Consider the following 21,545-nt stretch of genomic DNA (forward strand, 5'->3'; position numbering starts at 1 on the left):
CTCAGGCAAAGGGGTGCCGAGGGCTGTCGATAGCCTTGAGGCCATGGCGGCCGATCAACTGGCCGTAGCCTTGTACCAGGAACCCACCGCTGCGCGTCAGCCACTGCTCGCGGCGGGCGCGATACACCCTCGGCAGCAAGAACCAGGGAAGTTTCGGCAGGTCGTGGTGCACCAGGTGCAGGTTGTTGTTGAGGAACAGCCAGCGCCAGGGCCAGGACGCTTCGTTGAGCACCGTGCGCTGTTCCGGCCGCGGATGCGGGCGATGTTCATAGTAGGAACGGATCGACGCCAGCGACAAGGCCGGCACGCTCACCAGCAGCAGGTAATGCCACACCGGCAAGGCACTGTAATGGGCGATAAAACCCAGCATCAACAGGGTCACGGCGCCGTGGGCCAGCCACATCGGCCAAACCTCTGGCAGGCGTTGCCATTGATCGTGCACCAACCGGCTGATGGCCAGGGGTGCCGCCAGCAGCAAGCGACCGAATACGGTCTTGGTCAGCCAATGCACGCTGCGTTGCAAGCGCGAGCTGGCGTCCCACTGCTGTTGGTTAAGGTAGCGGCTTTCCGGGTCGATGCCGGGCAGGGTCAGGTCTTCGTCGTGATGATGCAACAGGTGGCTGTCGCGATACAGGGTATAGGGGTACCAAACGGCAAACGGCGCGTAACCGAGCAGTTTGTTCACCAACGGCAAACGGGTGGGATGGCCGTGTAGCAACTCGTGTTGCAGCGACAGCCAGAGGGTCACCAACGGGATCAGCAACAAGGTGCTGCACCACAGGCCCAGCCAGTGGCTGGCAAGCAACACACCGAACCAGCCGGCATACACGCCGAGCAACAGCAGCCAGGTCGGCCATTCGGTCTTCGCAGTAAAACTTGCAGCCAGGGCTTGAATTTCCCGGCGGTGGCTCAGGTCAAGGTAGTTGGCCATCGGCAGCTCAGAGCAGGTGTTTCCTACCCTGTGCCGCGAGACGCGCCAATCTTGCAGATCCTTTGGTTCTAAGCTTGTAACTCAGTGACCGAACAGGCCGGTCTCGGTTTTCTTGGCTTTTTTGTCGGCGCGTTTTTCATCGGCGGTCTTTGCCGGTTTTTTCTTCGCGGCTTTCTTTGAATCCATACCTTTGGCCATGATGCATGCTCAACTTAAGGGGATGTAGCACTGGGTATACCACCTATTGCCCGGCAGAAGGCGCTTATAATCCCCAGCCCTGACCCCGCTGGCCCAAAGACCATGCCCGAACTGCACATCGAACCGCTGGCAGAGCCTCTGTGGCCACTGTTGAACAAGTTTTACCGCAGCCACAACTCTTCGATGAAGGCCCTCAAGGGCGGCCTTTTGTGGGTAGCTCGCGACGGCGAGATCGTGGCTGGGTTGTGCTTGAGCCCGGTGGTGGGTGGGCAGTGGCTGACGGGGGTGTTTGTCGATCCGGCCTATCGCGGCCAGGGGTTGGCGGCACGCTTGATTGAGCAGGCGGTAGCCGGAGTGGAGGGTACGGTGTGGCTGCTGTGCCATCCGGATCTGGAGGGGTTGTATCAGCGTATGGGGTTCAGTCAGGACACGCTGCTGCCGCAGTCCCTCAGCGAGCGGTTGGTGCGCTACAAACGGAACAAGCCGATGATTGCGATGGGGTTCTCAATCACCTGAATGATGCCGGATAAAAATGTGGGAGGGGGCTTGCTCCCGATGGCGGAGTGTCCGTCGCTGAAATGTCGACCGGTCCACCGCTATCGGGAGCAAGCCCCCTCCCACATTGGGACCTCGGGAAGCCTGGTGTTTATTCGTCAGCTGTCGGATCCAATTCCGGAAACATCACTTCGATAAACCCGAACTTGCTGAAATCAGTGATCCGCGACGGGTACAGCCGACCGATCAAATGGTCGCACTCATGCTGCACCACCCGTGCATGAAAGCCGTCGGCAAAACGCACAATCGGCTCGCCCTTGGGGTCGAAACCTTCGTAGCGGATCTGTTGATAACGGTTCACGGCGCCGCGCAAACCCGGCACCGACAGGCAGCCTTCGAAGCCCTCTTCCAGAACCGGGCTCAGGGGCGTGATAAGCGGGTTGATCAGGATGGTCTGCGGTACAGGCGGCGCCTCCGGGTAGCGCTCGCTGGCCTCGAAACCAAAGATCACCAGTTGCAGGTCGACACCAATCTGCGGTGCAGCCAGGCCAACACCGCCCACGTGTTCCATGGTCTGGAACATGTCGTCGATCAGTTGCCACAACTCGGGGCTGTCGAACATTTCCGGCGGTACCGGTGGGGCGATACGCAGCAGGCGTTCGTCGCCCATTTTCAGGATTTCACGGATCATCGCGGCACTTCTTCAGGAGTGGGCTTGGAGTGGTCCCGGCCTAGGCCCGAGACGTGCTGTTTTTCATCGGTGTGACCGGGTTCGTCAAACTCCTTTTCACCTGGGTCCTTGCCTTCGGCCGACATGTGTTCGATCACGGCATTCATCTCCGCACCCAGCAGTAACACGGCGGCGGAAATATAGAAGTACAGGAGCAGGACAATGATCGCGCCGATGCTGCCATACATGGCGTTGTAGTCGGCGAAGGTCTTGACGTAATAACCAAAGCCCAGGGAAGCCACGATCCACACCACCACGGCCAACACCGAGCCTGGGGTAATGAAGCGGAATTTCTGCTCGACGTCCGGCATCACGTAATACATGAGTGCCACGGCGAACATCAGCAGGATCACGATCAATGGCCAGCGCAGGATGGTCCACAGGGTGACGACGAACTCCTGCATGCCGATCTGCCCGGCCAGCCACTCCATGACCTGCGGGCCAAGCACCATCAGCGCAGCGGCGGCCAGCAACATGCCGGCAATGCCGACGGTGTAGAAAATCGACAGGGGGAAGCGCTTCCAGATCGGCCGGCCTTCGACGACGTCATAGGCCGCGTTCATCGCACTCATCATCAGGCGTACGCCCGCAGAGGCTGTCCACAGCGCGATGACGATACCAACCGAAAGCAAGCCACCCTTGGACTGTTGCAACTGGTCGATGACCGGGTTGACCTGCTCCAGCGCCTGGGGCGGCAACACCAGCTCCGACTGCAGGCGCAGCCAGGTGAAGAAGTCCGGCAGATGCAGGAAACCGATCAGGGCAATCAGAAATAGCAGGAAGGGGAACAACGAGAACAGCATCTGATAGGCCAGTGCCGAGGCGTAGGTCGGCATCTCGTCATCGACGAATTCCGTGACGGTGCGTATCAGCACCTTGTGCAGCTTGAGACCATCGAGTACCGGAAAAATCATAGCGTCTCCTTTCGCCGCAAAGAGGTTGAGTTCGTGGGCGACTCAGGGGCCGTTTTCTACATCAAAGTAGCCCATTTGGCGACTTTGAAACAATTTCCAAAATTTAGTTGCAACAGTTCACACAAAAACGGCCATCCGTGGATGGCCGCCATACTGCTGGGCAAACCCAGGAGAACGCCTTATTCGGTGGCTTTTTTCACCGCGTCCTTGGTTTTCCCGACTGCTTGCTGCGCTTCACCTTTTTTCTCTTGGATCACGCCTTCAGCACGCAGCTTGTCGTTGTCTGTGACTTTGCCGACACCCTGCTTGATGTTGCCGACCGCTTCGTTCGCCAAACCTTTTGCCTTATCCGATGTGCTGCTCATGGTATTTCTCCTGGAACAATCGAGGGTTTTGGTCATTACGTAGAGGTTGACCCAGGGCGCTTCGGCAGAGTTTCAATTATTTTCGCGAGGCATTTTATCGCCTGCCGCAGGTTTGGCTTTATGTTTTGCGGCCAACCCACGAGAATGCCCGGCACATTCAGGCTGCAACGCTGAATAACAGATCCCGTAGGAAGGTTATGAAACTCAATAAAGCACAGGCTATCGCCCGCAGAAACCAGGAACTGGGCGGTGCCGTACTCGGCGTCAACAACTGCCATTTCACCGACCTGGACCACAAGCGCAACATCTGGTGGTTCGACCTGCCCGTTGCGCGGATTGCCGTGGGCCAGTACGAGTGGATCCATCTGCTGATGCATAACGCCGAGACGGACCAGTTGTTGCACCTGAAGGTGCCGACTGTGTTTCTGCGCGAAAAGCTGGAAGGGTTGGTGGTACGCAATGCGGGCAAGCGCAAGCCGGAGATAACCCTGGAACTTAGCGCCGAGAAGGACTCGTTCCTCAAGGATGTACGCCCGGCGGGTGCCGGCGTGAGCTTTGCCCAGTTCACTCTGTAACCATCGCCCCTAACCGGCGAGAGCGTGACTGCTGTGCCAGAAGTCACGCTCTCGCGCACTTTCAGGCGGTTGCCACTGACCGGCCGGCAATACGCTGAGCCAGGGCGATGGCGAACAGGCAAAACAGCGACATGACCAGTATCCCCATCATCAGCCCCATGGCGGTGCTGGTGTGCCCCTCAGAGAAAAAGAACAGCGCCAGTGCCGCGCCCGCCATCTTGATCGCGCCTTGCAGCGCACTCCCGGTACCGGCATGTTTTGCCTGGCCATGCAGACTGATCCCCAACAGCAAGGGTGAGGACAGGCCACAGCCGAGAGCGACCAAAAAGCCATACGCCACCAGCGCCGGGGCCGTGACCAGCTTGAATGCCTGGAGAACCAGCGGAGCGAGCGCCGCCAACACCGTCAGCGCCACCAGGGACGTCATCAGGATGCGCTCAGGCGAGTAACGATTCAAAAACCGCTTGGTCAGGTAAGAACCCAAGACGATACCCGCAGAGTAGCCAACGAACAGCAGGCCGTTTTCCTGGCTCTGCAGATGGAACTGCAATTGATAGATGAATGGGCTCGCGGTGAAGTAGCCGATGGTGATCGCAAACAGTACCGCAGAGACCAGGCTGTAAACCATGAAGTTGAAGTCGCGCAGCAGTACTTTGAAACCCTCAAGCCGTTTGGAAGGCACGCCCTGCAGCGGAGCTGTTTCAACCAGTGTGGCCTTGATAAATACGGCGCCGAGCAGCGTGATCAGGGTCAGTGCGTAGAAATTATATTGCCAAGGAAGTGCAGCAGTAATAAAACCACCCAGCACCGGCGCAAGCGCAGGCGAGACCTGGGACGCCATGGAGAACACCGTCAGCGATTTGGACAACTCGGTTTTATCTTTGAACGTATCGCTCAATATTGCCCGGCTTATCACGGGGCAACCGCCAGCACCGATGCCTGTTAACAAACGAAACAGATAGAGCGCCTGAATACTGTCCGCCGTCGACGTCAGGTAATTGCCCAAGGCGCCGAGGGCAAGGGAGACCATAATCACCGGTACCCGCCCTTTTCTATCGGAGATCGGCCCATACACCAACTGGGACAGTGCAAAGCCTGCCAGATAGAAGACCACCAGGTTTTGGGACTGCGCGTCAGTTACCGAAAATACCCGTGCAATCTCCGGCAAGGCGGGGTTGTACAAGTCAATGGAAAACAACCCCAATACCAGGATCAGGCAGGAGTTGGTGATCACCATTCTAGAATTCACGACAGGCTCCTTACAGTAATGGATGGTCTTTCAAGCGTGTGCCGTATTCGCTATTGGGCGTGGTATGTCGCCCGTCGCATTTGATTTCAATCAGATGAGGTGCGGCGGTGCTCATGATGCTTTCAATACAATCTTGCAAGGCCTGTGGGGAGTCCACGCACGTCGCGCTCACGCCCAGGCTCTGGGCAAACAGGCACCAGTTGTAATCGGGAATTTGCGTCAGCGCGGGTAAGTTGTCTTTGTTATTGAAGTAACTTGCCGAATAGGACCGGTTATTGAAAACGACGAAGACGATATTCAACCCATGTTTCGCGGCGGTCGATAACTCAAGGCCCTGCATCAGCATGCAGCCATCACCGGTAATCACCATGGTTTTGCCATCGGGGCGGGCGAAACTTGCACCGATGCCTGCCGGGATACTCCAGCCCATCGGGCCTAATGTGGTTGCCGATAAATAGGCCGCCGCTCCCCGCGCGGTCCAGTAGTGGCCGAAGAAGGATCGATGGGAGCCCGAATCGACACACACCACGCCATCACTGGGGAAAAACGCTTGCAGCACCGGGATATAGGCGGCGGGATGGTCGGCAAGATTGCCCGTAGCTTTGGCATCGACCGGGTAATGCAGCGGCACCCGTTGAAGATCATTCGACCATCTGGAGCGACTCTCCTGGCTGGCCTCCAGCTCTTGTGCGTGAACCTCGCTGACCAGCCTCAGGAAACCCTCCCCCGTCGCCACCACACCGTGATCAATATCAAGATACCGTCCCAGATAATCTGGGTTCTCATCCACCTGGATCGCGCCAAATTGAGGCCTTAGCTCATGGGACCAGAGCATGGTGCTCCATTGAGTGGTATCGAGCCCAAGGAGAATCACACCGTCCACACCGCCCTTGAACGCCTCGATAGCGCGCTTGTTTCCCGAATAACCGTAAACGCCCAAAGCGTTGGGATGGTCCTCCGGGAACAGCCCTTTGGCGCTCAAGGTGGTCGCGACCGGAATCGAAAAGCGCTCGGAAAATGCCAGGAGCGCAGCGCCAACCTTGGAGTTTTTGCAACGTAGCCCCGCGAGAATGACGAGATTGGTCGAGCGCTTGAACACGGCCTTGATCGCCGCGCTTTTGATCTTTTCAACGGCAAGCGCTTGGTTGCTCCACGACTCCAGTACGTTGGCGGCGATATCGGCGCGGCTCGTGGATTTCTCGTACAGTGCTTCCTTGCTGACGGCCAAGTAGGTCGGGCCTTTTTCCAGGCCTTTCAACAACCGCACCGATTCGCGCAAAAACGCCGACAAGGGTTGCCCTGCCTTGACCTCGAGGGCACTGCGGGTGATGGGTTTGAATACATCACACAGATTCACGCCGGTTTGGCTCCCGTCCTGCAGCACGTTTTGCATTTCCAGCGATGACGCAATCTGGCCCGACAAGAGCAAGACCGACTGGTGGTCCGTGTAAGCGGAAGCGATCCCGGTCAGCGCGTTGGTAACACCCGGCCCGCCTATCACCAGGCACACCCCGAATGTTTCACTGGCACGCGCATAGCCTTCGGCCATATAGGACGCGCCTGTTTCACACGCTGTAACCACCGGTTCAATGTCAAGCGTTGTAGAGCCATCACTGGGATAACAACGCATAAACGCATTGATCAACTTGCCAGGCACCATGAAGAAGTGCGTAACCCCCAAAGACTGAAGTTGGCGAAGAATGTAATGTGCACCGGTTTCGCCAGTACTTTGCAATTCCATTGCAAATCCCCTGTTCAGATCTCGATAAATGTGATGTTCTCGCCCTTCATCTTCAACACGGCATCTTGTGAAAAAGAAGAGGGGTAGCGCACATTGGGCATATCGGCAAAATATGGCTTGGGGCTGTTGGGCAAATAGTCCGAAACATGCAGGCTGCGCTCAGCCCGGGCACGCAGGTAGGTAATGTAGGATGCGTTATGTTTGGTCGAAGCAGAAACAGTCCATTGAATGGCCAGCTTTGTTTCCACAGGCGTCTGATCCGGCGCACTGCTGCGATGAGTTACTCGATTATCCCAAATAACCAGATCGCCGGCCTTACTCATGATCGTGCGCTCGAATTTTACCGGTTCGGCGAGCCTGATCTTGACTTCATCTTTACTGAGCTTGTGCGATCCCGGCAGTAAGGTGATGCCGCCGCCCGACACAGGATCATTATCTTGAAGATAATAAGCACACTGTAAGAATTCGGGAAATGCGCTAGGCGAAATCACTTCGTCGGGAAGAAAGTACGCATCATTGTGCCATGGTATATAAACGCTCTCGCGCACCGTAAAATTCGGTAACAGCGAAAAATCCGACTGAAAAATATCCTTTATCGCCTGAATAGCACCAGGATGGAGCAGTGCATTGACCATATCACTAAATTGCAGAAACGCCGTTGGCAACAGCGTGCTCTGCTCGGTCTCTGCCAAACTATGGACATACGTTTTACGCAACTTTTCCACCTGCTCGCTGTAGAGTACTCCTGGAATAACGACGTACCCATCCCGCTCAAGCTTTTCTCGAAAATTCATGATCTATAATCCGTTATATAGAGGGTGACCCAGGCCACCCTCCCTTTAATTCAAAGATAAAAAGTCAGACTTCAACATGCTTGGCGGCTGTCGAGCTTTCTTCAAACGACACGCCCAGACGTTCAAACTCCTGGAAGAAATCCGGAAAGGAACAATGAACGTCCTGATAACCATCCAACTCATTCAGCTGTTGGCACCGCAAGGAAGCCACAAACAATGACATGAAAATTCGATGGTCACCCCAGGCTGACAACACTGCATCACCGGCGTAACTCGGTTCACCACGAATAACGAAGCCATCGTAGACGCCGTTTTTAAACAACGGCTGTATGTCCACACCCATTTTCACCAGCTCGGTCACCATCGCCTCAATGCGTGGCGACTTGTGCAAGCGCGTAATGGAGCCGCCGGTCACTTTGAACTCACCCTGCACATAAGCACCGATCGCCGCCAGTGTCGGCACAATATTGGGGTAATCACTCGCATCGAAATGATACTTGCCTTTTAACTCAGCCAACTTATTAACAATGCGTACTTCATTGGCAGCGTCATTGAACTCAACATTGACGCCCAGCGCCTCGGCCACTTTGAGAATCGCACGCTCGCCCTGCAAACTCTTGCTGTTCATGTTCTTGAGCGTCAACTCGCCCGGAAAGATGATGCCGGCCGCGATCAAATAGGACGATGAGGTGTAGTCACCGACGATCGTATAGTTCGCGCTGCGATAGTGGCCGGGATACACCGTAATTTGTGAATAGTCAGCGTTCACCTCATAGCTGATCCCCGCGGTGCTGAGGGTTTCCAAAGTCTGCTTGATATACGAAAGCGACAGAATTTCACCGCGGATATTCACCACCGTAGGTTGTTTGGCGAGGGGGGCGCAGAACAGAATCGCAGTGATGAATTGCGAGCTGATATTGCCCTCAATCGTACACTCTCCCCCTTTATAACCCCCCCAGTTCACAATCGGGGCCTTGCCACTGTGGTTGATGCATGAAATATGGGCCCCCAGCCCTTCCAGGGCGACAAACAAAGGCTCCATGACACGCCCCCGCAGAACTTCATCACCGGTAATAACCGCCGGCGTCGTTGTAAAGCACGTCAACGCAGCAAACACTCGAAATACCAACCCGGAGCCTAGAGCGTCGATCACCTTCTTTTCGGGCTTGATCAAGCCGCCTGTGCCAGTTACCACTAATCTGCCTGGTTGCTCCTCAATAATTGCACCAATACTACGACATGCCTTTTTCATTGTTTCGGTTTCAAGGCAACGAAGGTCGTTGTAAATATAAGAAGTTCCCGAGGCGAGGCTGGCGGCAATAATTGCCCGTTGTGTTTCAGGTTTTGAGGACGGGATGGTGGCGATAGTGCCGATCGATGAGGTAGGAAAGACTTTCAAGCGTTTTTGGGTCGACATGCATTGCTCCCTAAGACAGTAGATCCAATGTGATCGGCGAGCGGGCATTACGCTCACCGACGCGACAGAAATATCTTGTTACAACCACTAAAAACCTATCCTAGGGTTTAACGCGTTTCAAATAACAAAATGGAATAAGATTGGATCCAATCTATGACTCATTGAATTTTTTCGTTTTACTTCAATCCGTTACGGCACACAAAAAAAAGCGAAATCCATAAAAAAACCGCCATCGCTGGCGGTTTAAATTTTAAAAACTCTACTATTTCATATGGCACAACGACATCTTTGGCTATCCATTAGAAGATACCCGGGTAGGCGCCGCCATCGATAAGGATGTTCTGACCGGTCACATAGGCAGCCTGATGACTGCATAAAAAAGCACACAATGCAGCGAACTCAGCCGGGTCACCAAAGCGCCCCGCCGGAATGGTTGCCAGTCGACTTTCAGCCATAGCGTTCACTGTTTTTCCTGAACGCTCTGCCGCCACTTGAAAGGTATTTTCCAATCGCTCGGTTTTGAACGCACCGGGGAGAATATTATTGATCGTGGTGTTTCTCGACGCGAAGTCTTTCTGACGCGCCAAGCCCGCCACAAAACCGGTAAGCCCACATCGGACTGAGGTTGAAAGCCCCAATGCATCCAGGGGCGCTTTAACCGCGCCGGAAGTTATATTGATTATCCGGCCGAAGCCTCGACCTGCCATGGAATCGATCACTGACTTGATGAGTTCGATAGGTGCCAACATATTGGTATCAATTGCTGCACGCCACTCTTGATCGGTCCATTCACGAAAGTTCCCAGGCTTGGGCCCCCCGGCATTATTGATCAATATATCAACTTGCGGGGCAGCATCGACCAATGCCTGGCGAATCGAAGGGTCAGTAATATCACCTACCACCGTGATGACTTCTCCCTCAGGGTTTCTGAGTTTCAAACGCTGTGCGGCAGCCTCTAAGTCAGGCGCCCCCCGTGCGTTAATCACGATGTTTACCCCCTCGTCCGCAAGCGCCTGGGCACAGCTATAACCCAACCCTTTACTGGCAGCGCAGACGACAGCCCATTTACCTCTAATCCCTAAGTCCATCATCACTCCTCGATCAGCCGTCAACTTGCAAGCGTCGCGTATTTAGCGAGCGTGCGTCGTTATTAGTCGATATCACACAAGCCCGTGGAGTGACAAGCCGGGCATTACGCCGCGTCAGAGGCAAAAAAATACCCCTCAGCGAGGGGTACTTTTCAATTCACGCTTTACCGGGCTATTTCTTCACACCCAGCTTTTTCAGTTCTTCATCACGCAATTCACGCCGCAGAATCTTGCCGACGTTAGTTGTAGGCAACGCATCACGGAACTCAACAGCCTTGGGCACCTTGTAGCCGGTGACGTTGGCGCGCATGTGCTCCATCACCTGGTCCTTGGTGAGGGTGGCGCCTGGCTTGACCACGATGAAGATCTTGATGTGCTCTCCGGACTTCTCGTCCGGCACACCGATGGCTGCGCACTGCAACACGCCCGGCAGGCCTGCCAGTACGTCTTCCAGTTCGTTGGGGTAGACGTTGAAGCCGGAGACCAGAATCATGTCTTTCTTGCGGTCGACAATGCGCATATAGCCGTCTGGCTGGATGATCGCGATGTCACCGGTTTTCAGCCAACCTTCGCTGTCGAGCATCTCGGCGGTGGCGTCTTCGCGCTGCCAGTAGCCCTTCATGACTTGCGGGCCCTTGACGCACAGCTCGCCGGTTTCACCCAGCGCCAACTCGGTACCGTCGTCGGCGATGACTTTACACACTGTGGACGGTACCGGAATGCCAATGGTGCCGATCTGGATATGCTGGATCGGGTTCACCGTGGCCACCGGGCTGGTTTCGGTCATGCCGTAGCCTTCGCAGATACCACAGCCGGTCACGGCCTTCCAACGCTCGGCGGCCGCCAATTGCAGGGCCATGCCGCCCGACAGGGTGACTTTGAGCGCGGAGAAATCGAGTTTGCGGAAGGCTTCGTTGTTGCACAGCGCCACGAACAGGGTATTCAAGCCGACGAACCCGCTGAACTTCCACTTCGACAGTTCCTTGACCATCGCCGGCAGGTCACGCGGGTTGCTGATCAGGATGTTGTGGTTGCCGATCAGCATCATCGCCATGCAGTGAAAGGTGAAGGCATAGATGTGGTACAGCGGCAGCGGTGTGATCAGGATCTCGCAGCCTTCGTTGAGGTTGGACCCCATCAGCGCCTTGCATTGCAGCATGTTGGCGACGAGGTTGCGGTGGGTCAGCATCGCGCCCTTGGCCACACCGGTGGTACCGCCGGTATATTGCAACACCGCCACATCGCTGCTGGCCGGGCTGACATCATTCACCGGCTGGCCATGGCCCTTGGCAAGCACGTCATTGAACGTGATGGCCTGGGGCAAGTGATAGGCCGGGACCATCTTCTTCACGTACTTGATCACGCTGTTGATCAGCAGGCGCTTGAACGGCGACAGCAGGTCGGCGACTTCAGTGACGATCACATGCTTGACGGCGGTCTTGGGCACGACTTTTTCAGCCAGGTGCGCCATGTTGGCCAGGCAAACCAGGGCCTTGGCCCCGGAATCATTGAATTGATGTTCCATTTCCCGCGCGGTGTACAGCGGGTTGGTGTTGACCACGATCAGGCCGGCACGAATGGCGCCGAACACGGCGACCGGGTATTGCAGGACGTTGGGCAGTTGCACGGCGATTCGATCGCCAGGCTTCAAGTCGGTATGCTGTTGCAGATACGCGGCAAATGCCCCGGACAATTCGTAGAGTTCACCGTAGGTGATGGTCTTGCCCAGGTTGCTGAAAGCCGGTTTGTTGGCGAAGCGCTGGCAGGACTGCTTCAGTACCGCCTGAATATTCGGATACTCGTCTGGATTGATCTGTGCAGCAATCCCGGCGGGGTACTTATCCTTCCAAAAGTCTTCATTCATGGAAGCCCACTCCTCAGCGACGCGAATTCATCATCGCATTTGATGCGATTATTATTGGTGTATGTTTTTAGGTGAATCTGGCGCTTTCAAGCAGGCCGAGACGTCACAAAGCGCGCCGAGAGTAGCAGCTTTGCCGAGGGCCGCCTAGAGCCAAAAGAGGGCCCTACAGTCATAAACATGACTCAAGAATATCCAATGGTCACTTTTAGAGCAAAAATTCTATATCAATGAAATACGCTCTGGAATGGGCTTTCCTGGGCGACGGATAACAAATGTGGGAGGGGGCTTGCTCCCGATAGCGGTGGATCAGCCAAAGACTCTGTTGACTGACACACTGCTATCGGGAGCAAGCCCCCTCCCACATTTTGACCCTATTTCAATTCAGGCGATGTCGCGAAGCTCGCGCCGCAGAATTTTCCCCACCGGCGTCATCGGCAAAGACTCCCTCAGCACAATGTGCTTGGGCACCTTGTACCCCGTGAAATTGGCCTTGCAGTACGCCTTCAGCTCCTCAATGCTCACCCCTTGGGCCCGCGCTACCACGAACAGCTTCACCGCCTCCCCCGTGCGCTCGTCCGGCACGCCGATCACCGCGCAGCTGGCTACGGCCGGGTGGGCCATCACCACATCTTCGATTTCGTTGGGATAGACATTGAAGCCGGAGACGATAATCAGGTCTTTCTTGCGATCAACAATGCTGACATAGCCGTCGGTGTCGATCACGGCAATGTCACCGGTCTTGAGCCAGCCTTCAGCGTCCAGGGTTTCGGCGGTGGCCTGGGGTTGCTGCCAGTACCCCTTCATCACCTGCGGGCCCTGGATGCATAACTCGCCGCGCTCACCCAACGGCAGTTCGTGCCCTTGATCATCAACCACTTTCATGGCGGTGCCCGGCACCGGAATGCCCACGGTCCCCAGGCGCGACAGGCCGCCGTACGGGTTGGTGCTGGCCACTGGTGAAGTTTCGGTGAGGCCGTAGCCTTCGCCGATGGAGCAACCGGTCAGCGCCTTCCACCGTTCCGCCGTGGCCTTGACCAGAGCTGTGCCGCCGGAGTTGGTGATCTTGAGATGGGAGAAATCCAGGCTCTTGAAATCCGGGTGATCCATCAACGCCACAAACAGGGTGTTGAGCCCCAGCAGCCCGGTGAAGCGCCACTGCTTGAGCTCCTTGATAAAGCCGCCAATGTCCCGTGGGTTGGTGATCAGCACGTTGTGGTTGCCGGACACCATCATGCACATGCAGTTCGCCGTGAATGCATAGATATGGTACAGCGGCAGCGGTGCGATCATGACCTCCTGCCCTTCCTTGATCAGCGGGTGGCCGTCTTCACCCAGTTGCGACATGCACGCCCGCACCTGCTGCATGTTCGCCACCAGGTTGCCATGGGTGAGCATCGCGCCCTTGGCCAGGCCGGTGGTGCCGCCGGTGTATTGCAGCACGGCAATATCGTCCAGGGTTACCGGATGGCGCGTCACCCCAAGGCCCGCGCCCATGCGCAACGCACGCTTGAACGACACAGCCCGTGGCAGGTGGTAGGCCGGGACCATCTTCTTCACCTTGTCGACCACGGTGTTGACCAGCCAGCCTTTGGCGGCGGGCATGAAGTCGCCCATCCTGGCTTCGATCAAGTAGTCGATCTCGGTGTCGGTGCAGACCTCCTGCACCCGCGAACCGAACAGGTTGAGGTACACCAGCGCCCGCACACCTGCGTCCTTGAACTGGTGGCGCATCTCGCGGGGGGTGTACAGCGGGTTGGTATTGACCACGATCAGCCCGGCGCGCAATGCGCCGAATACCGCAACCGGATAATGCAGCACATTAGGCATTTGCACCGCGATGCGCTCGCCAGGCTTGAGGTCGGTGTGCTGTTGAAGGTAACCGGCGAACGCCGCACTCTGGCGTTCAAGCTCGGCGTAGGTCAGGGTAATGCCCATGTTGCTGAACGCCGGACGGTCGGCAAAGGTCTTGCAGGAACGCTCGAAAACTTCGATCACCGACTTGTAGGTGGTGAGGTCGATGTCATTGGGAACGCCCGCTGCGCGTTTGTCATTCCAGAAATCAGGTTGCATTATTCTTGTCCTCTTACCTGAGTATGTCCGGCCGCTTTAAGCGTTTATAAAAAGCGGAGCTTTGGGGACGTTAGCAGCTATGAGCAAACAGGCAAATACGCTAAATCGTGTCATTGATTGTATGAATCTTGCGTCTAACGTGTAGGCAGATACCCCGCAACTCTGCGAATGAGCTATACACTGCAACGACCCTGAGCAAAGGAAGCCGCCATGACCCACAGCACCTTCTGGCTGACCGCGAATGACCACAGCCGCCTGTACGTCAATCAATGGCTGCCAGACACCCCGCCCAAGGCGGTGGTGATGCTCTCCCACGGCATGGCCGAACACAGTGGTCGTTATGCTCGCCTGGCCGACGCCTTGTGCAGCGCCGGCTACGGGGTGTATGCGCTGGACCAGCGCGGTCATGGGCGTACTGCCGATGAGGGCACCCTGGGGCTGTACGCTGAAAAGGATGGCTGGAACAAAGTGGTCGGCGACCTGGCCAGCCTCAACCAGCATATCGGCCAGCAAAAACCGGGCCTGCCGATTATTTTGCTCGGCCACAGCATGGGCAGCTACATCGCCCAGGGCTATTTGCTGCACCACAGCGCCAGCCTGCATGGCGCGATTCTCAGCGGTTCGAATTTCCAGCCGGTAGCGTTGTATAGCGCGGCACGGCTGATCGCACTTATCGAACGCATGCGCCAGGGGTTGCGCGGCCGCAGTGCGTTGATCGAGTTCCTGTCATTCGGCTCGTTCAACAAAGCGTTCAAACCCAATCGCACCGCCTGCGACTGGCTGAGCCGCGACCCGGACGAAGTCGACAAGTACATCAACGACCCGCTCTGCGGTTTTCGCTGCACCAACCAGTTGTGGGTCGACCTGCTGGGCGGCTTGCAGCAAATCAGCAAAGCGTCCAATCTCGCGCAGATCGACCCGGGCTTGCCGATCCTGGTGATGGGCGGCGAATGTGATCCGGTAAGTGAAGGCAAGCGTCTCAAGGACCTGGCCCATGCCCTGCGTGAGGCCGGCTGCCAGAACATACAATTGAACCTCTACCCGCAGGCGCGGCATGAAGTATTCAACGAAACCAACCGTGATGAAGTCACCGCCGACCTTCTGAGCTGGCTGGAACAGGCGCTGACGTTGCGCAGGCCAGCCCGCTGCGAATAGTTTTTGCTTTAAAATCAGCCGATTAATTACCGATAAGCCACAGGATGCACCTTTAGATGACCCAGGTAACCAACACCCCGTACGAGGCGCTCGAAGTGGGCCAGACCGCCAGCTTCAGCAAGACCGTCGAAGAGCGTGATATCCAGTTGTTTGCCGCCATGTCCGGCGACCACAACCCGGTGCACCTGGATGCCGAATACGCCAAGGCAACCATGTTCAAGGAGCGCATTGCCCACGGCATGTTCAGCGGTGCGCTGATCAGTGCGGCCGTAGCCTGCGAGCTGCCTGGGCCGGGCACTATCTACATCGGCCAGCAAATGACCTTCCAGAAGCCGGTCAAGATTGGCGATACCCTTACCGTGCGTTTGGAAATCCTTGAAAAACTGCCGAAGTTTCGCGTACGCATCGCTACACGCGTATTCAACCAGCGTGATGAGTTGGTGGTAGATGGCGAGGCAGAGATTCTGGCGCCGCGCAAGCAGCAGGTGGTGACGTTGACCGAGTTGCCGCCGATCAGTATTGGCTGAGGCTGACTGCAATCTCAGCATTTACACAATACAAATGTGGGAGGGGGCTTGCCCCCGATGGCGGTGAGTCAGTCACTGAATAGGTCGACTGATTCACCGCTATCGGGAGCAAGCCCCCTCCCACAGTTGCTACAGTGCGGGTCTTACGACTGAGCACGAGCCTGGTTACGCAGGGCTTTTACCTGGTCGTGGTTGCGCTGTACGCCGTGGTACTGACGCTCCACCAGGTCACGAATGCCCAGCAGGTTGTGCTTGTTGATCTTCTCGATCGCTTCACGGTAAGCCTTCAGTGCGTGGTCTTCACCGCGCTCGGCTTCGTTCAGTACCGCTTCTTCATCCTTGCCAGTGACCATCGACTTCACGTCGACCCAGCCACGGTGCAGAGCACCCGCTACGCTGCCGGAATCTTCCGGATCGCCACCCAGGGCACGCACGGCGGTTTTCAATTCAGCGGCAGCAGTGGCGCAATCAGCAGAGCGCTTGGCAAACAGGGCCTTGAGTTCCGGATGCTTGATATCTTCAGCGCATTCCTTGAAACCCTTTTGGCCGTCGATGCTGGTTTCGATCAGGTCGTTCAGTACGGAGATCGATTCTTTATTGATGTCAGTCATTTTTCAATTCCTTGTACGGGTTAGAAGGGTGTCTTGGTTATTGCAGCGCCCGTGCCAGGTTTTTAAAAATTAATTTATCCTTTAATTTCAACAAGTTATGAAATATTGAACCATCTGTATGTGCGTTATTTGCATGATCTGTCATTTGGCCTTCATGCAGAATGCCTGTATTTTCGAAGACCTCGCCTCAATCCCGCGAAGCTCATGAATCCTGAAAAACTCGAACTGCTGATCACCCGCGAAATGCCCTTCGGCAAATACAAGGGCCGGATCATCGCCGACCTGCCTGGCCCCTACCTGAACTGGTTTGCCCGTGAAGGTTTCCCCCACGGCGAATTGGGCGGTCTGCTGGCCTTGATGCAGGAAATCGACCACAACGGCCTGGCCGAACTGCTCGAACCACTGCGGGCCAAACACGGCAAACCTGCCCCCCGCCATTAAGAGACTCGCCATGCCAAGGAATGCCGACAACGAACGCCACTGGCACACCATCGCCCAGCGCTATGAGCTGCAACCCGGGCCGATCAACCTGGAAAACGGCTACTTCGGGCGTATGAGCCGTGCAGTGCAAGCGCAATACCTTGAGCACATCAGCTTTATCAACCGCAGCAACTCGGTGCATGTGCGCCAACGTTTCGAGCAAGGTGAAAACGTCGAGATTCGCCGCACGCTGGCGGCATTGATTGACGTCGACCCCGAGTCGATCGCCTTCACGCGCAACGCTACCGAAGCCTTACAGTCGCTGATCCGCAACTACAACCGCCTGCAACCCGGCGACCAGGTGCTGATCAGCGATTTGGAGTACGACACGGTCAAGGGCGCCATGCGCTGGCTTGCCGATGTTCGCGGCGTGGAGGTGATCGAGGTGTCACACACCCACCCGGCCAGTTTCGACAGCCTGGTGCAGACGTATAACAAGGCGTTCGCGCAGTATCCGCGTCTTAAACTGATGGCCCTGACGCATGTCACTCACCGCACCGGCCTGGTGATGCCCGTTGCGGCCATTGCCAAGGCCGCACGCGAACAGCATATCGACGTGATCCTCGACGGCGCCCACGCCCTGGGCCAGTTCGAGTTCAACCTGGCTGAACTGGGCATCCAATTCGCGGGGTTCAACCTGCACAAATGGATGGGTGCACCGCTGACCCTGGGCTTTTTATATATCGCCCCCGAGCGCCTGGCCGATATCGACCCGGACATGGGCGAGTTTCACTACCCGGCCACGGATGTGCGCGCTCGTACGTCCTACAGCACACCGAACTTTCCCGCGCTGATGACCTTGCCGTTGGTGTTTGAAGAACATCGGCAATTGGGTGGCGCCGCGGCCAAGGGTGCGCGGGTCAATTACCTGCGGGATCTGTGGGTAAACCAGGTGCGCCCCTTGCCGGGCATTGAAGTGCTGACCTCGGATGATCCGCGGCTGTACTGCGGGATCACCGCGTTCAAGTTCCTCGGGCGGGATCAGCAGGTGATGGTGGATCGTATGCTCAGGGACTACGACTTGTTTACCACCACGCGTGTGGGTGCGTCGTTTGGCACCTGTATTCGGGTGACACCAGGGTTGGTGACATCGGCAGCGGACATCGACGTGCTAGTCAACGCCATTAACCAGTTGAGCACAGATTAAACATGTGGGAGCTGGCTTGCCTGCGATGGCGGTGTATCAGCGCAAGAGATGTCAGCTGACCCACCGCTATCGCAGGCAAGCCAGCTCCCACAGTTGAACATCGGTGTTCTTGAGGTTTCTGCAGGCAAAAAAAAGCGGCACACCGACCAAGTGCACCGCAAAAATGCCGTTAAGCACAGCAACAACGATTCTGTAAATCCGCTCAGTCCAGCAGCGCCAGCGCCTGTGCGGTAACTTCCTGGATGCGTGCCCAGTCGCCGTTCCTGACCCACTCAGGATCAAGCATCCAGCTACCGCCCACGCACATCACGTTTTTCAACGCCATGTAGCTTTTGATATTGGCCGGGCCAACGCCGCCGGTCGGGCAGAATTTCACTTCGCCAAACGGGCCGCCCAGCGCCTTGATGGCCGCGACGCCGCCGCTGACTTCGGCCGGGAACAACTTGAAGCGGCGGTAACCCAGGCCGTAGCCTTCCATGATACCGGAGGCATTGCTGATGCCCGGCAGCAGCGGGATCGGGCTGTGTACCGAGGCTTCCAGCAGGTCGCGGGTAATGCCAGGGGTAACGATAAATTGCGAACCCGCCACTTCGGCCGCTTCGAGCATGTGACGATCAAGCACGGTACCGGCACCGGTGCACAGCTCAGGACGTTGCTCGCGCAAGACCTGAATGGCCTTGAGGCCGAACTCGGAACGCAGGGTCACTTCCAACGCGGTCAAACCGCCCGCTGCCAGGGCATCGGCCAGCGGCAGGATGTCCTGCTCGCGGGCGATGGTAATCACCGGCAGGATCCGCGCCTTGGCGCAGAGACTGTCGATCAAGGCAACTTTATCCGCCATGGACACGGTCGGTTGAGGGCTTTTCATAGCGGCTGATCCTTGGCTCATGGGCACCAGTAAATCTCGAGAGTAGGTTGCAAAAACGCGCGAATCGGCATGGCAGCAACATCGTCGCTGGCCAGCGCTGCGCTCAAGGTGGTCAATTTCGAACTGCCGGAAATCGACAGCACGGTGTAGTTGGCCGTCGCCAGCAGCGCACGGCTCATGGTCAGACGCTGGTGCGGCACGGTTGGCGCCAGCATCGGCCAGCAACGGCGAGTACCGTCGGCCTTCAGTGCCTCTGCCAGGTTGGGGCTGTTGGGGAACAGCGAGGCGGTGTGGCCGTCATCGCCCATGCCCAGCACCAGCACATCAATGCCCGGCAGTTCGGCCAGCAGGCGATCAGCCTGCTCGGCAGCGTCTTCAAGGTTGGCGGCGGCACTGTACAGGCTGAGGAACCTGGCCGCGGCTGCCGGGCCTTGCAGCAGGTGCTGCTTCAACAGGCCGGCATTGCTGTCGGCGTGTTCGACCGGTACCCAGCGTTCATCGGCCAGGGTGACGGTGACCCTGGACCAGTCCAGCCCCTGCTTGGCCAGGTTCTGGAAAAACGCCACGGGGCTGCGTCCACCGGACACCACCAGCGTCGCCTCGCCACGGGCGCTGATGGCAGCGCGCAGTTGTTCGGCCACGTCATGGGCCAGGCCATCGGCCAGCAGCGTGGGCGTACGGTACTCATGGGCAGTAACGCCCTGAGGCAGTTTCAATTCAGATATCGCCATACCACGACCTCCCATCCCGCGTAATCAGTGCAATCGAGCTCATCGGCCCCCAGGACCCCGCCGCATACGGCTTGGGTGCATCACCGGACTTTTTCCAGCCGGCGATCAACTGGTCACACCACTTCCACGCAGCTTCGATTTCATCTTTGCGAACAAACAGGTTCTGATTGCCGCGCATCACTTCCAGCAACAACCGCTCGTAGGCATCAGGGATGCGTGCGCTGCGATAGGTGTCGGAAAAATTCAGTTGCAGTGGCCCGCTACGCAGTTGCATGCCCTTGTCCAGGCCCTGCTCCTTGGTCATCACGCGCAAGGAAATACCTTCGTCCGGCTGCAGGCGGATGATCAGCTTGTTGCTGATCTGCAGGCGCTGCTCGGGGGCGAAGATGTAGTGGGACGGTTCCTTGAAATGGATGACAATCTGCGACAGCTTTTGCGGCATACGTTTGCCAGTACGCAGGTAGAACGGCACCCCGGCCCAACGCCAGTTGCGAATATCGGCACGCAGGGCGACGAAGGTTTCGGTGTCGCTCTGGGTGTTGGAATTGTCTTCTTCCAGATAACCCGGCACGGCTTTGCCCGCACTGTAGCCGGCAATGTATTGGCCGCGTACCACCTGGGTGGTCAGGCCCTCGGGGCTGATCGGCGCCAGGGCCTTGAGCACCTTGACCTTCTCGTCGCGGATACTGTCGGCGGACAGGTCGGCCGGCGGGTCCATGGCGATCAGGCACAGCAACTGCAGCAGGTGGTTCTGGATCATGTCACGCAGTTGGCCGGCCTTGTCGAAGTAGCCCCAACGGCCTTCGATGCCGACCTGCTCGGCCACGGTGATTTCCACGTGTGAAATGTAGTTCTGGTTCCACTGGGTTTCGAACAAACTGTTGGCGAAACGCAGGGCGATCAGGTTCTGGACGGTTTCTTTGCCCAGATAGTGGTCGATACGGTAGGTGCGGTTTTCCGGGAAAAACTGCGCCACCGCATCGTTGACCTTGCGCGAGGATTCCAGATCCGAACCGATGGGCTTTTCCAGGACCACGCGGGTGTTTTCCGCCAGGCCCACCTTGGACAGGTTCTCGCAGATAGCCCCGTACACCGCCGCGGGGGTGGCGAAGTAGGCGATCAGGCGTTGCTCGCCGCCGACCTTCTCGGCAAGGGCGACGTAGTCGTCAGCCTTCATGAAGTCGACATGCACGTAGGCCAGGCGCGCAAGGAAGCGCGCGGCCACGGCCTCGTCGAGTTCCTTGCCGACGTATTTACGCAATTCTTTTTCGATATGGGCCAGGTGTTGCTGCTCGCTGCCGGCTTCACGGGCCAGGGCCAGGATGCGCGTATCGTCGTGCAGCAGCCCGGCGCCATCGAGTTGATAGAGGGCAGGAAATAACTTGCGCAGCGCCAGATCACCCAAGGCGCCAAACAGGGCAAAGGTGCAGGGTTCTACGGTTATCGAAGGCATGATGTTTGTTCTTTTATCAAGTTAAGCTACAAATACCTTTTTTCAAGGCATCACTCAAGGAAAAATGTAGTAATAACCACAACATTTTCCGGAAATACGCATTGCGAGTGGTGGTGTTCAGCTACCCTCAGTAGGATAGGCC

21 protein-coding genes are annotated in these 21,545 nt (G+C 57.0%); 6 read left to right on the plus strand and 15 right to left on the minus strand.

The window, feature by feature from the left end:
* Nucleotide 1: 1 nt before the first annotated feature.
* Nucleotides 2-931: a fatty acid desaturase gene (locus tag E4O97_RS22105; RefSeq protein ID WP_078822148.1), complete on the minus strand. Its 930-nt coding sequence runs from the start codon at nucleotides 929-931 to the stop codon at nucleotides 2-4.
* Between the two features lie 300 nt (nucleotides 932-1,231).
* On the opposite strand from E4O97_RS22105, the gene E4O97_RS22110 reads away from it, so the two are divergent.
* Nucleotides 1,232-1,645, plus strand: coding sequence for a GNAT family N-acetyltransferase (locus tag E4O97_RS22110; RefSeq protein WP_078822149.1), 414 nt, complete (start codon nucleotides 1,232-1,234; stop codon nucleotides 1,643-1,645).
* A gap of 130 nt (nucleotides 1,646-1,775) precedes the next feature.
* On the opposite strand, the gene def is transcribed toward E4O97_RS22110, so the two are convergent.
* The 3 genes from def to E4O97_RS22125 all read right to left on the minus strand — a co-directional run bounded on the left by def (nucleotide 1,776) and on the right by E4O97_RS22125 (nucleotide 3,633).
* On the minus strand, nucleotides 1,776-2,315 hold the full coding sequence (gene def / locus E4O97_RS22115; RefSeq protein ID WP_005790734.1) for a peptide deformylase: 540 nt from the start codon (nucleotides 2,313-2,315) through the stop codon (nucleotides 1,776-1,778).
* On the minus strand, nucleotides 2,312-3,268 hold the full coding sequence (locus E4O97_RS22120; protein WP_005790736.1) for a YihY/virulence factor BrkB family protein: 957 nt from the start codon (nucleotides 3,266-3,268) through the stop codon (nucleotides 2,312-2,314). Before E4O97_RS22120 ends, def begins: the two co-directional genes overlap by 4 nt.
* 179 nt (nucleotides 3,269-3,447) lie before the next feature.
* Nucleotides 3,448-3,633 carry a CsbD family protein gene (locus E4O97_RS22125; protein ID WP_032879770.1) on the minus strand — a complete coding sequence of 62 codons (186 nt, stop codon included), beginning with the start codon at nucleotides 3,631-3,633 and terminating at the stop codon, nucleotides 3,448-3,450.
* 197 nt (nucleotides 3,634-3,830) lie between these two features.
* Between E4O97_RS22125 and E4O97_RS22130 the strand changes: the two genes are divergently transcribed.
* Entirely contained in the window at nucleotides 3,831-4,208 is a 378-nt protein-coding gene (locus E4O97_RS22130) for a hypothetical protein (protein ID WP_216092009.1), read from the plus strand.
* A gap of 61 nt (nucleotides 4,209-4,269) precedes the next feature.
* On the opposite strand, the gene E4O97_RS22135 is transcribed toward E4O97_RS22130, so the two are convergent.
* The 7 genes from E4O97_RS22135 to fadD2 all read right to left on the minus strand — a co-directional run bounded on the left by E4O97_RS22135 (nucleotide 4,270) and on the right by fadD2 (nucleotide 14,431).
* Nucleotides 4,270-5,457, minus strand: coding sequence for a multidrug effflux MFS transporter (locus tag E4O97_RS22135; RefSeq protein WP_005790744.1), 1,188 nt, complete (start codon nucleotides 5,455-5,457; stop codon nucleotides 4,270-4,272).
* Nucleotides 5,458-5,467: 10 nt separating this feature from the next.
* Nucleotides 5,468-7,198 (minus strand): thiamine pyrophosphate-binding protein, encoded by a 1,731-nt coding sequence (locus tag E4O97_RS22140; protein ID WP_248130854.1) that lies wholly within the window; start codon nucleotides 7,196-7,198, stop codon nucleotides 5,468-5,470.
* Between the two features lie 14 nt (nucleotides 7,199-7,212).
* The gene (locus E4O97_RS22145) at nucleotides 7,213-7,992 is read right to left on the minus strand and encodes a phytanoyl-CoA dioxygenase family protein (protein ID WP_248162263.1); all 780 of its coding nucleotides are present in this window, start codon (nucleotides 7,990-7,992) and stop codon (nucleotides 7,213-7,215) included.
* 64 nt (nucleotides 7,993-8,056) lie between these two features.
* Entirely contained in the window at nucleotides 8,057-9,409 is a 1,353-nt protein-coding gene (gene aroA, locus E4O97_RS22150; RefSeq protein WP_032879766.1) for a 3-phosphoshikimate 1-carboxyvinyltransferase, read from the minus strand.
* Between the two features lie 299 nt (nucleotides 9,410-9,708).
* Entirely contained in the window at nucleotides 9,709-10,497 is a 789-nt protein-coding gene (locus E4O97_RS22155) for an SDR family oxidoreductase (protein ID WP_103734752.1), read from the minus strand.
* 172 nt (nucleotides 10,498-10,669) lie between these two features.
* Nucleotides 10,670-12,361: a long-chain-fatty-acid--CoA ligase FadD1 gene (gene fadD1 / locus E4O97_RS22160; RefSeq protein WP_005790755.1), complete on the minus strand. Its 1,692-nt coding sequence runs from the start codon at nucleotides 12,359-12,361 to the stop codon at nucleotides 10,670-10,672.
* A 381-nt stretch (nucleotides 12,362-12,742) separates the two neighbouring features.
* Nucleotides 12,743-14,431, minus strand: a complete 1,689-nt coding sequence (gene fadD2, locus E4O97_RS22165; RefSeq protein ID WP_078822156.1) for a long-chain-fatty-acid--CoA ligase FadD2 — start codon at nucleotides 14,429-14,431, stop codon at nucleotides 12,743-12,745.
* A gap of 210 nt (nucleotides 14,432-14,641) precedes the next feature.
* Between fadD2 and E4O97_RS22170 the strand changes: the two genes are divergently transcribed.
* Together E4O97_RS22170 and E4O97_RS22175 are read left to right on the plus strand one after the other, a co-directional pair.
* Complete coding sequence (locus tag E4O97_RS22170) at nucleotides 14,642-15,586, plus strand: alpha/beta hydrolase (RefSeq protein WP_248162265.1); 945 nt, start codon at nucleotides 14,642-14,644, stop codon at nucleotides 15,584-15,586.
* A 56-nt stretch (nucleotides 15,587-15,642) separates the two neighbouring features.
* Nucleotides 15,643-16,113, plus strand: coding sequence for a MaoC family dehydratase (locus E4O97_RS22175; protein ID WP_003193747.1), 471 nt, complete (start codon nucleotides 15,643-15,645; stop codon nucleotides 16,111-16,113).
* 143 nt (nucleotides 16,114-16,256) lie between these two features.
* On the opposite strand, the gene E4O97_RS22180 is transcribed toward E4O97_RS22175, so the two are convergent.
* Entirely contained in the window at nucleotides 16,257-16,724 is a 468-nt protein-coding gene (locus tag E4O97_RS22180; protein ID WP_003175720.1) for a PA2169 family four-helix-bundle protein, read from the minus strand.
* A 204-nt stretch (nucleotides 16,725-16,928) separates the two neighbouring features.
* On the opposite strand from E4O97_RS22180, the gene E4O97_RS22185 reads away from it, so the two are divergent.
* The gene (locus E4O97_RS22185) at nucleotides 16,929-17,165 is read left to right on the plus strand and encodes a DUF3820 family protein (RefSeq protein ID WP_005790761.1); all 237 of its coding nucleotides are present in this window, start codon (nucleotides 16,929-16,931) and stop codon (nucleotides 17,163-17,165) included.
* 10 nt (nucleotides 17,166-17,175) lie between these two features.
* Nucleotides 17,176-18,351: an aminotransferase class V-fold PLP-dependent enzyme gene (locus E4O97_RS22190; protein ID WP_248130848.1), complete on the plus strand. Its 1,176-nt coding sequence runs from the start codon at nucleotides 17,176-17,178 to the stop codon at nucleotides 18,349-18,351.
* 202 nt (nucleotides 18,352-18,553) lie between these two features.
* Here E4O97_RS22190 and E4O97_RS22195 read toward each other — a convergent pair whose 3' ends face one another.
* Genes E4O97_RS22195 through zwf form a run of 3 tightly spaced genes read right to left on the minus strand, consistent with a single transcriptional unit; the run spans nucleotide 18,554 to nucleotide 21,403 of the window.
* Nucleotides 18,554-19,219 (minus strand): bifunctional 4-hydroxy-2-oxoglutarate aldolase/2-dehydro-3-deoxy-phosphogluconate aldolase, encoded by a 666-nt coding sequence (locus tag E4O97_RS22195; RefSeq protein WP_032803689.1) that lies wholly within the window; start codon nucleotides 19,217-19,219, stop codon nucleotides 18,554-18,556.
* A 17-nt stretch (nucleotides 19,220-19,236) separates the two neighbouring features.
* Nucleotides 19,237-19,950 carry a 6-phosphogluconolactonase gene (gene pgl, locus E4O97_RS22200; RefSeq protein WP_032879760.1) on the minus strand — a complete coding sequence of 238 codons (714 nt, stop codon included), beginning with the start codon at nucleotides 19,948-19,950 and terminating at the stop codon, nucleotides 19,237-19,239.
* On the minus strand, nucleotides 19,937-21,403 hold the full coding sequence (gene zwf / locus E4O97_RS22205; RefSeq protein WP_032879759.1) for a glucose-6-phosphate dehydrogenase: 1,467 nt from the start codon (nucleotides 21,401-21,403) through the stop codon (nucleotides 19,937-19,939). The genes pgl and zwf overlap by 14 nt, the downstream gene beginning before the upstream one ends.
* Nucleotides 21,404-21,545: the final 142 nt, after the last annotated feature.

This window comes from Pseudomonas sp. W15Feb34 (assembly GCF_023127765.1).
Lineage (GTDB): Bacteria > Pseudomonadota > Gammaproteobacteria > Pseudomonadales > Pseudomonadaceae > Aquipseudomonas > Aquipseudomonas synxantha_A.

Bases quoted from the DNA above. Each gene is read 5' to 3' on its own strand.
- E4O97_RS22130 (WP_216092009.1), top strand. From the start codon at position 3,831: ATGAAACTCAATAAAGCACAGGCTATCGCCCGCAGAAACCAGGAACTG.
- E4O97_RS22125 (WP_032879770.1), bottom strand. From the start codon at position 3,633: ATGAGCAGCACATCGGATAAGGCAAAAGGTTTGGCGAACGAAGCGGTC.
- pgl (WP_032879760.1), bottom strand. From the start codon at position 19,950: ATGGCGATATCTGAATTGAAACTGCCTCAGGGCGTTACTGCCCATGAG.
- fadD2 (WP_078822156.1), bottom strand. From the start codon at position 14,431: ATGCAACCTGATTTCTGGAATGACAAACGCGCAGCGGGCGTTCCCAAT.
- E4O97_RS22155 (WP_103734752.1), bottom strand. From the start codon at position 10,497: ATGGACTTAGGGATTAGAGGTAAATGGGCTGTCGTCTGCGCTGCCAGT.
- E4O97_RS22145 (WP_248162263.1), bottom strand. From the start codon at position 7,992: ATGAATTTTCGAGAAAAGCTTGAGCGGGATGGGTACGTCGTTATTCCA.
- E4O97_RS22110 (WP_078822149.1), top strand. From the start codon at position 1,232: ATGCCCGAACTGCACATCGAACCGCTGGCAGAGCCTCTGTGGCCACTG.
- E4O97_RS22140 (WP_248130854.1), bottom strand. From the start codon at position 7,198: ATGGAATTGCAAAGTACTGGCGAAACCGGTGCACATTACATTCTTCGC.
- zwf (WP_032879759.1), bottom strand. From the start codon at position 21,403: ATGCCTTCGATAACCGTAGAACCCTGCACCTTTGCCCTGTTTGGCGCC.
- E4O97_RS22185 (WP_005790761.1), top strand. From the start codon at position 16,929: ATGAATCCTGAAAAACTCGAACTGCTGATCACCCGCGAAATGCCCTTC.
- aroA (WP_032879766.1), bottom strand. From the start codon at position 9,409: ATGTCGACCCAAAAACGCTTGAAAGTCTTTCCTACCTCATCGATCGGC.
- E4O97_RS22190 (WP_248130848.1), top strand. From the start codon at position 17,176: ATGCCAAGGAATGCCGACAACGAACGCCACTGGCACACCATCGCCCAG.
- E4O97_RS22170 (WP_248162265.1), top strand. From the start codon at position 14,642: ATGACCCACAGCACCTTCTGGCTGACCGCGAATGACCACAGCCGCCTG.
- E4O97_RS22120 (WP_005790736.1), bottom strand. From the start codon at position 3,268: ATGATTTTTCCGGTACTCGATGGTCTCAAGCTGCACAAGGTGCTGATA.
- E4O97_RS22105 (WP_078822148.1), bottom strand. From the start codon at position 931: ATGGCCAACTACCTTGACCTGAGCCACCGCCGGGAAATTCAAGCCCTG.
- E4O97_RS22175 (WP_003193747.1), top strand. From the start codon at position 15,643: ATGACCCAGGTAACCAACACCCCGTACGAGGCGCTCGAAGTGGGCCAG.
- fadD1 (WP_005790755.1), bottom strand. From the start codon at position 12,361: ATGAATGAAGACTTTTGGAAGGATAAGTACCCCGCCGGGATTGCTGCA.
- def (WP_005790734.1), bottom strand. From the start codon at position 2,315: ATGATCCGTGAAATCCTGAAAATGGGCGACGAACGCCTGCTGCGTATC.
- E4O97_RS22180 (WP_003175720.1), bottom strand. From the start codon at position 16,724: ATGACTGACATCAATAAAGAATCGATCTCCGTACTGAACGACCTGATC.
- E4O97_RS22195 (WP_032803689.1), bottom strand. From the start codon at position 19,219: ATGAAAAGCCCTCAACCGACCGTGTCCATGGCGGATAAAGTTGCCTTG.